The sequence below is a fragment of the Streptomyces roseoverticillatus genome (assembly GCF_000719265.1).
In the GTDB taxonomy this organism is placed as follows: Bacteria; Actinomycetota; Actinomycetes; order Streptomycetales; family Streptomycetaceae; genus Streptomyces; species Streptomyces roseoverticillatus.
In genome coordinates this window covers 17,313-29,656 of the sequence record NZ_JOFL01000033.1, presented here as the reverse complement: position 1 = coordinate 29,656, position 12,344 = coordinate 17,313, and the positions used below count along the sequence as shown (strand labels likewise).

At 74.8% G+C, this 12,344-nt stretch carries 8 protein-coding genes; 3 read left to right on the top strand and 5 right to left on the bottom strand.

Features of this window, described 5'->3' with window-relative positions; translation table 11 throughout:
• Positions 1-2 precede the first annotated feature (2 nt).
• The 3 genes from IF61_RS0129025 to IF61_RS0129015 all read right to left on the bottom strand — a co-directional run bounded on the left by IF61_RS0129025 (position 3) and on the right by IF61_RS0129015 (position 4,702).
• Entirely contained in the window at positions 3-2,147 is a 2,145-nt protein-coding gene (locus IF61_RS0129025; RefSeq protein ID WP_078660593.1) for a tetratricopeptide repeat protein, read from the bottom strand.
• A gap of 203 nt (positions 2,148-2,350) precedes the next feature.
• Positions 2,351-2,977 carry an NUDIX domain-containing protein gene (locus IF61_RS0129020; RefSeq protein ID WP_030369512.1) on the bottom strand — a complete coding sequence of 209 codons (627 nt, stop codon included), beginning with the start codon at positions 2,975-2,977 and terminating at the stop codon, positions 2,351-2,353.
• Positions 2,978-3,052: 75 nt separating this feature from the next.
• The gene (locus IF61_RS0129015; protein WP_030369511.1) at positions 3,053-4,702 is read right to left on the bottom strand and encodes a CTP synthase; all 1,650 of its coding nucleotides are present in this window, start codon (positions 4,700-4,702) and stop codon (positions 3,053-3,055) included.
• Positions 4,703-5,156: 454 nt separating this feature from the next.
• Here IF61_RS0129015 and IF61_RS0129010 point away from each other — a divergent pair, with 454 nt between their 5' ends.
• A complete protein-coding gene (locus IF61_RS0129010) occupies positions 5,157-6,959 on the top strand; it encodes a glycoside hydrolase family 15 protein (RefSeq protein ID WP_030369510.1) in 1,803 nt (600 codons plus the stop codon).
• A 268-nt stretch (positions 6,960-7,227) separates the two neighbouring features.
• Here the strand turns inward: IF61_RS0129010 and IF61_RS0129005 are convergent, their stop codons facing one another.
• Positions 7,228-8,520 (bottom strand): MFS transporter, encoded by a 1,293-nt coding sequence (locus IF61_RS0129005; RefSeq protein ID WP_052393159.1) that lies wholly within the window; start codon positions 8,518-8,520, stop codon positions 7,228-7,230.
• A gap of 195 nt (positions 8,521-8,715) precedes the next feature.
• Between IF61_RS0129005 and IF61_RS0129000 the strand changes: the two genes are divergently transcribed.
• Positions 8,716-10,329 carry a PucR family transcriptional regulator gene (locus IF61_RS0129000; protein ID WP_030369508.1) on the top strand — a complete coding sequence of 538 codons (1,614 nt, stop codon included), beginning with the start codon at positions 8,716-8,718 and terminating at the stop codon, positions 10,327-10,329.
• Positions 10,330-10,370: 41 nt separating this feature from the next.
• Positions 10,371-11,210, top strand: a complete 840-nt coding sequence (locus tag IF61_RS0128995; protein WP_052393157.1) for a pentapeptide repeat-containing protein — start codon at positions 10,371-10,373, stop codon at positions 11,208-11,210.
• A gap of 6 nt (positions 11,211-11,216) precedes the next feature.
• Here the strand turns inward: IF61_RS0128995 and IF61_RS0128990 are convergent, their stop codons facing one another.
• On the bottom strand, positions 11,217-12,335 hold the full coding sequence (locus tag IF61_RS0128990) for a glycosyltransferase family 4 protein (protein WP_030369506.1): 1,119 nt from the start codon (positions 12,333-12,335) through the stop codon (positions 11,217-11,219).
• Positions 12,336-12,344: the final 9 nt, after the last annotated feature.

Sequence of the window (12,344 nt, the reverse complement as noted above, 5' to 3'; positions counted from 1 at the left end):
AGTCAGTCAGGCGGCGCCATCCGGGTACCGGGCACCTCCGGCTCGGCCGGCGCGGGGAGGGGCACTATGGGGCCGCCCGGCAGCGCGGCGGAGGCCGCGGGCCCGGCGGGAGCGGAGGAGGCGCCCGTCAGCAGCTCGCCGGCCGCGGACCGGTGCACGGCCGCGGCCGCGGGGTCGCCGAGCCGCTCCAGGGTGTCCGCGAGGCGCAGCAGCATCGCCGCCCGCAGCCGGTCGTCGCCCGCCTGCCGCGCGCACTCCACGGCCTCCCGGCAGGTCCGCACGGCGTCTTGCGGCCGGCCCGCGTGCTCGTGCACCCGGGCGATCTCGCCGAGGGCCCGGGCGTGCCCGGGCAGGTCCCGCAGCCGGCGGCACACGGCGGCCGCCGCCCGCCAGTCGCGGAGGGCCTCGTTCCACTGCCCGGCGTAGCTGCGCACGGCGCCCAGCCGGCCGTACAGCCGCGCCTCGTCGGCGAGCTCACCGCGCGTCAGGCGCAGCTCCAGGGCGCGCCCGTACCAGTCGACGGCCCGCTGCCAGTCGCCGAGCTCGTGGTACGAGGCGGCGATGGACTCCAGGGAGCGGCTGATCGCGTACGGGTCGCCCGCCTGGCGCGCCGCGTCCAACGCCTCCCGGTAGCGGCCGAGGGCGGTGGAGGTGCGGCCGGCCCGGGCGTCCAGGTCTCCGATGTTGAGCAGGGCCGCGGCCTTCTCCAGGGGCATCTCGCAGCGCCGGGCGACGTCCAGGACGAGCTGGTGGAGCCCGTAGAGCTCGGGGCCCGCCTCCTCGGCGCCGAAGTGTGCCGTCAGGGCGCGGGTCAGCGCGGACACCAGGCGCCGGGCCAGGGTGTCCAGCCGGCCGTCCTGCACGGCCAGCCGGGCGGCCGCCAGGAGCGCCGGGAGCCGGCAGGTCAGCCACTCCCCCGCCGCCTGCGACGAGGCGAACCTCAGGGGCCGGGGCAGCTCGGCGAGGCGCTTGCGGGTCAGCGGGTCGTCGGTGCGGGTGGCGGCGCGGCACGAGTGCAGCTGGCGGACGGTGCGCTCCAGCATCCGCGCCCGCGCGAGCTCGACCTCGGCCGGCCGCTCCTGGGTCCGCATCAGCTCCCGCAGCATGTCCAGGAGACAGCCCGGGACCAGGTACTGCGGCGGCAGCGAGCCCACGGCGGGCTCGGCCCGCAGCAGGCCGCGGGCCTCGAAGTCCTCCAGGGCGGTCTGCGCCGCGGGCACCGAGCAGCCGGCCAGCGCGGACGTGGTGTGGGCGTCCGCGGCGCCGGCCGGGGCCAGCGCGAGCAGCCGCAGGATGCGGGCGGAAGGCGCCGGCAGCGCCTCGTAGGCGAGCCGGAAGGCACGGGCCAGCGGGCGGGCCGCAATGTCGTGGCCGTCGCCGGTCGGCAGCTCCCGCAGCCGCGTGACCGCGTCGACCACGGACAGCTTGGACAGGGCCGCGAGCCAGCCGCCGACCAGGACCAGCGCCGCGGGCTGGCCGCCGCACTCCTCCACCACGGCGTTCGCGGCGGCCGGGTCGCACGTGATGCGGGTGGGGCCGGCGTAGCGCTCCAGGAGCTCGACGCCGGAGGCCGTGTCGAGACCGCCCAGGGTGCAGGGCCGCACGTCGGGCACGCCGGTCAGCGGGCCCCGCGAGACGGCCACGATCAGGCACTCGGACTTGTCCGGAAGCAGCGGGTCCACCTGCTCGGCGCCCGCCGCGTCATCCAGCAGCAGCAGCGCGCGGCGGCCCTTGAGGGCGCCACGCACCGCCTGCGTCAGCTCGTCCTCCTCGGCCCCCGCGGGGACGGGCTCGCCGAGCGCGGTGAGCAGCGCGCGGGCCGTCCGCTCGGTGGGGACGGGGGCGCCGCCGGCCTCGGTGAGCCGGGCGCGCAGCACGCCGTCGGGGTACTGGCCGGCGAGCTGCCCGGCGAGTTCCTCGGCCAGGGCGGTGCGGCCGGATCCGGGCCGCCCGGCGATGAGCAGGACCCGGCCGCGCGGGCTCTTGCGGCCGGCGAGGGTGTCGAGGCCGGCGCGCACGATGTCGGCGCGCAGCTCCTCCAGCTCCCGGCGGCGGCCGACGAAGCCGGGCAGCACGGGGGCCGCCGTACGGGCCGGACCGCCGGCCGCCGGGACGGAAGACCGCCGCCCCGGCGGCACCGCCGCCATCCCGTCGCCGGTCTCCACCGCCTGCTCCGCCACGGGGCACACTCCGTCCACCTGCCACGCACGAGCCCGCCGCGGCCGCGGTCAGGCACGCGACGAGCCTAGTTCACGGCCCGGCGCGCCCCGGGGAGTCCCGGCCGCCGCTGCAGAAGATCACCTATTCGGTTCTGATGATCGTCGGACGGAACCCGCCCGACGGAAGGCGGCTACGCCTCGAAGGGCCGGGCGGGCCACTCCGCGTTCGCCGGCCGCAGGGCCTCCACGCCCTCGCCCGACAGTGCCGCGGCGAGCGAGAGGACGCCGACGACCAGGCAGTTGTTGTGCAGCTCGCCCGCGAGGACGCCCCGCACCAGCTCCTGGAGCGGCACCCGGGAGAGCTCCATGTCGAGCTCCTCGTGCTCCACCTCGAAGCGCTCGCCCTCGACGTCGGAGATCTCGCGGGCCAGGAAGATCCGGACGGCCTCGTCGCAGCCGCCGGGCGTGGTGTAGACGTCGGTCAGCACCCGCCAGTCCTCGGCCTTGACGTGGGCCTCCTCGTACAGCTCGCGCTGCGCGGCGTGCAGCGGGTTCTCGCCGGGCACGTCGAGGAGGCCGGCGGGGATCTCCCAGAGCCGCTGCCGGATGGGGTGGCGGTACTGGTTGAGGACCAGCACGCGGCCCTCCTCGTCCAGGGCGAGGACGGCGACCGAGCCCGGGTGGACCTGGTAGTCGCGCGTGACGACCGTTCCGTCGGGCATCACCACCTCGTCCGTGCGGACGCTGGTCTTGTTGCCGACGAACGGGGTCGTGGTCGCGTTGACCTGCCACTCGGCGGCGGTGTCCTTGATGCCCATCTACGTCCTCCAGAAAAGCGGAAACCGGGGTGGAGGCCTCCGTGCGGAAACCTTCACCCCGGTCAACCGTATAGGTCAGCCCTGCTGGCGCTCGACGGCAGCCTTGACCAGGCCCGCGAAGAGCGGGTGCGGGCGGGTCGGGCGCGAGCGCAGCTCCGGGTGGGCCTGGGTGGCCACCAGGTAGGGGTGCACCTCGCGCGGGTACTCCACGTACTCCACGAGCTTGTTGTCCGGGGAGGTGCCCGAGAAGAGCAGGCCGGCCTTCTCCAGCTCGGCGCGGTAGGAGTTGTTCACCTCGTAGCGGTGACGGTGGCGCTCCTCCACGTACTGCTCGTTGCCGTAGACCTCGCGGACGATGGAGCCCTCGGCGAGCTTGGCCGGGTACATGCCCAGGCGCATGGTGCCGCCCATGTCGCCCTCGCCGGCGACGATGTCGAGCTGCTCGGCCATGGTGGAGATGACCGGGTTGGCGGTGGCGGGGTCGAACTCGGTGGAGTTGGCGCCCTCGATGCCGGCCAGGTTGCGGGCGGCCTCGATGACCACGCACTGCAGGCCCAGGCACAGGCCCAGCAGCGGCACCTTGTTCTCACGGGCGTAGGTGATCGCGCCGACCTTGCCGTTCACGCCACGGTCGCCGAAGCCGCCGGGGACGCAGATGGCGTCGACGTCGCCGAGCTGGGCGGCGGCACCGGCCGGGGTCTTGCAGTCGTCGGAGGCGACCCACTTGACCTTGACCTTGGCGCGGTTGGCGAAGCCGCCGGCGCGGATGGCCTCGGTGACCGACAGGTAGGCGTCGGGCAGGTCGATGTACTTGCCGACCAGGGCGACCGTGACCTCGTGCGAGGGGTTGTGGACGCGGTCCAGCAGGTCCTCCCACTGGGTCCAGTTCACGTCGCGGAAGGGCAGGTCGAGCTTGCGGACGACGTAGGCGTCCAGGCCCTCGGTGTGCAGCACCTTCGGGATGTCGTAGATCGACGGGGCGTCGATCGCGGCGACGACCGCGGCCTCGTCGACGTCGCACATCAGCGAGATCTTGCGCTTGATGGCGGTGGGGACCTCGCGGTCGGCGCGCAGCACGATCGCGTCGGGCTGGATGCCGATGTTGCGCAGGGCGGCCACCGAGTGCTGGGTGGGCTTGGTCTTCAGCTCGCCCGAGGGGCCGATGTAGGGCAGCAGCGAGATGTGCACGACGAAGACGTTGTCGCGGCCGACCTCGTGGCGGACCTGACGGACGGTCTCCAGGAACGGCAGCGACTCGATGTCGCCGACCGTGCCGCCGACCTCGGTGATGACGACGTCGACGTCGTCGGTGGCCATGCGGCGGATGCGGTGCTTGATCTCATTGGTGATGTGCGGGATGACCTGCACGGTGTCGCCCAGGTACTCGCCGCGCCGCTCCTTGGCGATCACGGAGGAGTACACCTGGCCGGTGGTGACGTTCGCGCTGCCGTCGAGGTCGACGTCCAGGAAGCGCTCGTAGTGGCCGATGTCCAGGTCGGTCTCGGCGCCGTCGTTGGTGACAAACACCTCACCGTGCTGGAACGGGTTCATCGTGCCCGGGTCTACGTTGAGGTAGGGGTCGAGCTTCTGCATCGTGACCCGCAGACCCCGCGCCTTGAGCAGCGCGCCCAGGCTGGAGGCCGTCAGTCCCTTGCCGAGCGAGGAGGCGACACCCCCCGTGACGAAGAGGTGCTTGGTCGTCGTGGGCTTTGCGGCAATGGCCAAAGGGGGGCTCCCGTGGTCGCGAGTGGAGGGTGCGTACCGGCGTTCACCCGGAGTTTTCGGGGGTGCCGTCGCTGCGGTTGGGGGGTCTTGCGCCCACCGGTCCACGGGGTACCAGGGTATCAGCGCCCCGGCCCGGCCGCTTCCGCCGACGCGTCCCGGCCCCCTGTGTGGCGGTGCGTGGCGGCTGCGTCACAGGCCACCCATTCGGCTCAGATTCGTCCTCCAACCGTCGCGCGTCGCACCAACTCCGCGTCGTATCCTGCTCGGACACATGCAGCGAGCCGGCCGGCACGGCATCATCCCGCCCTCCCCCAGCCACCTCCCCCGGCCACCGCCGGGAGCAGTCGGTATCCGCAGGGAGACGCACCTTCCGGAACAGAGCTCGTCTAAAGATCGCTTGACCGCAAGAGGGACCCCCACGGGGTCATGTGGCGCCGTTCGACTGGAGATAACCGTGGCCGGGCGTATCGAGGATTACGCACTCATCGGCGATATGCAGACCGCCGCCCTTGTCTGCCGGGACGGCACGGCCGACTGGCTGTGCCTGCCCCGTTTCGATTCTCATGCCGCGTTCGCCGGTCTGCTCGGCACGGAGGAACACGGCTTCTGGCGGGTCGGCCCCGCGCACCCGTCGGGAGCGGCCCCGCCGCCCGCCGACCGCCGCCGGTACCGGGGGGACTCCCTCGTGCTCGAATCCGAGTGGGACACCCCGCGCGGCACCGTCCGCGTCATCGACTTCATGCCGCCGCGCGAGGGCGCGCCCCAGCTGATCCGGATCGTGGAGGGCGTCAGCGGGCGGGTGCCGATGCGCTCCGCGCTGCGGATGCGCTTCTCCTACGGCCGGGTCGTGCCCTGGGTGCACAAGGTCGGCGACCGCACGGTGGCCGTGGCCGGCCCGGACTCGGTGTGGTTCGACACCACCGCCGACACCTTCGGCAAGGACCTCACCACCTACTGCGACTTCACCGTCTCCCCCGGCGAGCGCGTCGCCTTCACCATCAGCTGGCAGCCCTCGCACCGCGAGCCGCCCGCCCTGCCGGACCCGGAGGGCTCGCTGGCGGCCACGGAGGAGTTCTGGCGCGAGTGGGTCGAGCACTGTACGTACCACGGGCCCTACCGGGGCGCCGTGATCCGCTCGCTGATCACGCTCAAGGCGCTCACGTACGCCCCGACCGGCGGCATCGTCGCCGCCCCCACGACCTCCCTGCCGGAGGAGATCGGCGGCGTCCGCAACTGGGACTACCGCTACACCTGGCTGCGCGACGCGGCCATCACCCTCTCCTCGCTGCTGCGCACCGGCTACCGCGAGGAGGCCCGCGCCTGGCGCGAGTGGCTGCTGCGCGCGGTCGCCGGCGACCCCGAGAACCTGCAGATCATGTACGGCATCGCCGGCGAGCGCGAGCTGGGCGAGGCCGAACTGCCGTGGCTGCCCGGCTACGAGAACTCCACGCCCGTCCGGGTCGGCAACGGCGCCGCCGACCAGCTCCAGCTGGACGTCTACGGCGAGGTCACCGAGGCCCTGCACCTGGCCCACATGACGGGCCTCGCCCGCAACGACTACGCCTCCGTGCTGCAGCTGCGCCTGATCGGCTACCTCGAGGACCACTGGAACGAACCCGACGAGGGCATCTGGGAGGTGCGCGGCCCGCGCCGCCACTTCGTGCACTCCAAGGTGATGGCCTGGGTGGCCGTCGACCGCACCATCAAGCTCATCGAGTCCGGTGACGTGGACGGGCCCCTGGAGCGGTGGCGCGAGCTGCGCGACGACATCCACCGGGACGTGTGCGAGAAGGGCTACGACAAGGAACGCAACACCTTCACCCAGTCCTACGGGTCGAAGGAGCTGGACGCCTCCCTGCTGCTCATCCCGCAGATGGGCTTCCTGCCGCCCGACGACAAGCGCGTCATCGGCACGATCGAGGCCATCCAGCGGGAGCTGTCCACGCCCGACGGCTTCGTGCTGCGCTACCCCACCGCGGGCGAGGAGGCCGGGGTCGACGGCCTGGCGGGCGACGAGGGCGCCTTCCTCGCCTGTTCCTTCTGGCTCGCGGACGACCTGGCCATGATCGGCCGGGTCGACGAGGCGCGCCAGCTGTTCGAAAAGCTGCTGGGGCTGCGGAACGACCTGGGGCTGCTGGCGGAGGAGTGGGACCCCCGGCTGCAACGGCAGGTCGGGAACTTCCCGCAGGCGTTCAGCCACGTCCCGCTGATCGACACGGCGCTGCGATTGACTGCGTCCTCCGCGTTCGGGGGGTAGCGGTACGTACGGGTTACGGTGCGTGACGATTCCGCCGGACCCGCGCTGTGGGGGTTGCTCGCCGCGGCGGCGGGATCAGATTGTGCTGCGCCGCAGCGGGCCGGTCTTCCGCCGCAGCGGCGAACAGCCACGTACGACCGTACGAGGGGGTCGAAAGGGGCGCCTGCCCGTCCCTTTCTTTCCGCTTCTTTCCGCTTCTTTCCGCCGCAGCGGCGAGGAACCACGACGTCGCAGCCCGGCGGTGCCGAACCCCGCGGTGGCCGGGCCGCTAACGACGCCGCAAGGCGAAGTAGAGCGCGCACGCGCTGACCGGTACGACCAGGACGGCCGCGGCGGCGTTGAGGCCGCCGTAGCCGCTCAGCGCGACGAACGCGCCCGAGAGCGCACCCCCCGCCGCCCCCACCAGGTTCATCAGCGTGTCCGAGGCGCCCTGCACCTCGGACCGGTGCTCCGCGTCCACCGACTCGCTCAGCAGTGTGGAGCCCGCGACGGTCGCGCACGACCACGCGACACCCAGCAGGAAAAGGCCGGCCGCGATCGCCCACTGCCGGCTGCCCGCCGTGCCCGCGAGCAGCGTCGCCGCCACGAAGACCACCTGTCCGGCCAGGATCACCGGTACCCGCCCGAACCGGTCCGCGGCCTTGCCCACCAGGGGCGAGAGCGCGTACATGCCTGCGATGTGCAGGCTGATGGTGAAGCCGACGACGCTGAGCGAGGCTCCGTGGTGGGCGAGGTGGACTGGTGTCATCGTCATCACCGACACCATCACGGCATGCCCGAGGACCAGCGCGGTCAGCCCCGTCAGCGCAGAGGGTGATGCGGCCACGTGCCGCAGGGCGCCGCTCATTCGGGTAAGGAAGCGGGCCTGCCGGGCGGGCGCCGCGGCCGCGTCCAGGCGGGCCGCCAGCAGCAGCGGGTCGGGGCGCAGCCGGGCGCGGATCACGGCCGCGCCGGCGAGGAACGCCGCGCAGGAGAAGACGAAGGTGCCCGACGCCTCGGGGAGCCCGAGGGCGCGGGCGACGGCGGCTCCGGGCCCGGTGAGGTTGGGCCCGAGGACGGCGCCGACAGTCGCCGACCAGACGACGAGGGAGAGCGCACGGGCCCGGCCGTCCTTCTCGGCGAGGTCGGTGGCGGCGTAGCGCGACTGGAGGTTGGCGGCGGTGCCGGCGCCGAGGAGGAGCAGGCCGAAGAGGGCGAGCGGGGCCCGGCCGAGCGCGGCGCCGGCGAGTACGGTCAGCGCTCCCGCGGAGGCGATCAGCCAGCCTGCGCTGAGGCCGGCGCGGCGGCCGCGGGCCCGGGAGAGGGCGGCGAGCGGTACGGACACCAGCGCGGCGCCGAGCGTGACGAGGGTGGTGGCGAGGCCGGCGGCGGCCTCGGAGCCGGTGAGGTGCTCGATGAGCAGGCCCCCGGAGGAGATCACCGCGCCCATGCCGATGCCGATGACGACCTGGGCGGCCATGAGGACGTTGACCGTACGGCGCTGGACGGCGGCGCGGTCTGGCAGGACAGAGCCCAGGTCAGGGGATATGCCAGGGGGGACGGACTCGGGGGCTGCAGTCATGGGGGCCAGGGTAGGGGCGGTGGCGGGCCGCGCATAAGGCGATTTCCAGGGCCCCCCGGGCCCTGGCGCGGGGAGCCTGCCCCGGCAAAGGTTCCCCGGCGCGACGGCGGGCAACCGCCACGGCCTGACGGACAGTTCCGGTCCGCCGCAAGGCCGTGTCTGACAACCGGGCCGGACGGCCGTACGGTTCGGCCCATGGAACCGCACGACCCGCAGGGCACCATCACCGTGGCGCGGGCCCTCGCCCTGCCTGCCCTGCGCAAGGGCCTCCCCGAGGTGCTCGCCGGAGACGACGGGCTCGGCCGGTCCGTCCGGTGGGTGCACGCGGGCGAGGCCCCGAACATCGCGGCCCTGCTGAAGGGCGGCGAGCTCCTGCTGACGACGGGCCTGGGGGTGGGCAGCCGCCCCGCCGAGCAGCGCGCCTTCGTGCGGGGGCTGGCCGAGCGGGGCATCGCGGCGCTGGTCGTGGAGCTGGGCGCGCGGTTCGCGACGCTGCCGGCCGCGGTGGTGGACGCGGCGCGCTCGTGCGGGCTGCCGCTGGTGCAGCTGCACCGGGAGGTGCCGTTCGTCGCGGTGACGGAGGAGATCCACACCGAGCTCGTCAACGAGCACTACGCCCTGCTGCGGCGCGCCGAGGAGGTGCACCGGCGCTGCACGGAGGTGCTGCTGGGCGGCGGCGGGGTGCCGGAGGTGCTGCGGCTGTTCGCGGGCTTCGCGGGCAATCCCGTGTTCCTGGAGACCCCGGACGGGCGGCTGCTGTACGCGGCGGGGCCGGAGGGCGCGGCGGACGGCACGGATCCGCTGCAGGTGTGGGAGAGGCTGCGGCCGCCGGCGGGCCGGCCGGCCGGGGCCGTGGTCACGGACGTCCCGGGGCACGGGCCGGGGCCGGGTGCCGTGCGGGCCCGGCTGGCCGTCCTGCCGGTGGACGCGCCGCTGGCGCCCGTGCACCGGATCGCGGCGGAGCGGACGGCGGGGCTGCTGGCGGTGGTGCTGCTGCAGGCCCGGCAGGAGGAGGAGCTGGCGGCGCGCGGGCGCGGCGACTTCCTGGCCGATCTGGCCGAGGGCCGGGTGGCGGCGGCCGAGGCGCCGGCGCAGGCGCGGGTGCTGGGCTTCCGGCCCGGTTCCGGTCCGCTGCTGCCGCTGGTGATGCGGCCGGCCACGGATCTGGCGCCGGCGGAGGGCCGGGCGGCGCTGGCCTGCGCGGTGCAGGAGGAGCTGGCCGGGGTGGGGGCGCCGGTACTGCTGGGCGTCCGGCTGCCGGAGGGCCGGGTCCCGCTGCTGGTGGGCCTGCGGGACGCGGCGGAGCGGGCCGCGGTGGCCGGCCGGGTGGCGGTGGCGCTGCGGGCGGGTGCGGAGCGGGCGGGGTTCCCGCCGCCGGTCGTGGTGGCCGGGGCGCCCGCGACGTGGGAGACGGCGGGTGCGGAGCTGCGGCACGCGGCCGAGGCGGCGACCGCGGCCCAGGGGCTGCCGGACCGGCCCTGGCACGACGTGCGGCGGCTCGACGTCGACGTCCTGCTGTGGCGGCTGCGCTCCCAGGGCGATCTGGCCGCGTTCGTCGACCGGGTGCTGGGCCCGCTGATCGCGCACGACGCCGCCGCGCGGCCGGCACTGCTGCCCACGCTCACCGCGTACCTCGCGCACGCGGGCCGCAAGGCGGAGACCGCGCGCGAGCTCCACCTCAACCGGCAGACGCTCTACGACCGGCTGGCGCGGATCGGGCGGCTGCTGGGCGTGGATCTGGAGGATCCCGAGACGGTCCTGTCGCTGGGCCTGGCACTGCGCGCCCGACGTCACACAGAATGGATTTGACCTGCGCAGATGCACCGGGCTCTACTCGAACGGTGACCGGGATGAAGAAGAACGAAGCTGCGGGCGGCGCCGCCGTGGCGGACCGCGAGGACCTGCGGGCGGACTGCGGCAGCTGCTTCGCGCTGTGCTGCGTCGCGCTGCCCTTCGTGGCCTCGGCGGACTTCGCCGCGAGCAAGAACGCCGGGAAGCCGTGCGGCAACCTGCGGCAGGACTTCCGCTGCGGCATCCACACCTCGCTGCGGAAGAAGGGCTACTCCGGCTGCACCGTCTACGACTGCCAGGGCGCGGGACAGAAGGTCTCCCAGGTCACCTTCGGCGGGCGGGACTGGCGGCAGGACCCGGGGACGGCCCGGCAGATGTTCGCCGTCTACCCCGTCATGCGGCAGCTGCACGAGCTGCTCTGGTACCTGGCCGAGGCCCTCGCCCTGCCGGCCGCCCGGCAGCTGCACGCCGAGATCCGCCGTGTCCATGACGCCGTCGAGCGCCAGACCCACGAGAGCCCCGAGGCGATCCTCGAAGTGAACGTGGCGGTGCGCCGGCAGGAGGTCGGCGAACTCCTGCAGCGCGCCAGCGAGCTCGTACGGGCGCAGGTCCCGGGCAAGAAGAAGAACCGGCGCGGGGCCGACCTCATGGGGGCCCGGCTGCGCGGCGCGAACCTCCGGGGCGCCCAGCTGCGCGGGGCCTACCTGATCGCCGCCGACCTGAGCGGCGCGGACCTGCGGACGGCCGACCTCCTCGGGGCCGACCTGCGCGACGCGGACCTGAGCGGCGCCGACCTCACCGGGAGCATCTTCCTCACCCAGGCGCAGCTCAACGCGGCGCGGGGCGACGCGCGCACGCAGCTGCCGGCGGGGCTGAGCCGCCCGGCGCACTGGGGTTAGCAGCCCCTAGCGGCTCGTGACCAGCTCGTCGTAGACGCTCAGGACGTGGGCGACCGTGTCGTCCTCCGTGGGCCAGGTGGCCGCCTGGGCGCGGCCAGCCGCGGTGAGCTCGGCGCGGCGGGCGGGATCGGCCAGCAGGCGGCTCACCGCCCCGGCGAGGGCGGCGGAATCCCCGTACGGGACGAGCTCGGCGGCGGCGCCGACGAGATCCGGGACGCCGCCGACCGCCGTCGCGACCAGCGGGACGCCCGCGTGCAGCGCCTCCTGGGCGAGCAGGGAACGGGCCTCCCAGCGGCTCGGCATGATCGCGACGTCGGCCGTGGCGAGCAGCGCGGGCACGTCGTCGCGCCGGCCGATCAGGCGGACCGGCAGGCCCTCGTCCTCGATGCGGCGCTGCAGCAGCGGGCGCTCGGATCCCTCGCCCGCGACGATCAGCAGCGGCTCGGGATCCAGCTCGCGCCACGCGCGGGCCGCGTCCAGCAGCGGGCCGTGACCCTGGCCCGGCTCCAGGCGGCCGGCGGTGACCAGCAACGGGCGGGCCACCGCGCCCAGTTCGGCGCGGGTCTTGTCCTTCGGCTCGTCCTCGTCGTCGTCCGCGGCCCGGCGCGGGGCGGGCACGGCCGCGGGGGCCAGCCGGGCGTCCCGCGCGCCGCGCGTCCGGGCCCGGTCGACCAGCTCCGACGTCACCCCGAGGACGACGGCCGCGGCACGGGCCGCGCGCCGTTCCATCAGCCGTACGAACCTGCCGCGGGCGCCTTCCGCGGGCCGCGTCGTGTGCCAGGTGACCACCAGAGGGGTGCTGCGGCCGCGCAGCGCCAGGGCCGCGAGGACGGCGGAGCGCAGGCCGTGCGCGTGCACGACGTCGGCGCCGGCGCCGGCCGCGCGGATGCCCGCCACGGCCAGGGCGTCCGGCCGGGACCACAGCGGAGCGAAGGCCGCGCCCGCGGCCGTGAACCCGTACCCCTCGCCCGTCGACCGCGGGGCGCACACCGTGACCCGCACGCCGCGCGCCACCAGGCCGGCCGCCAGCGACCGCACGTGCGCGCCGCTGCCGGCTCCCCCGCTGCCCAGCACTTGCACCGCGTGCAGGGGCGGTCGCCCTTGGGGTGCGGGTGTGCTGCTCACGCGGGGAGG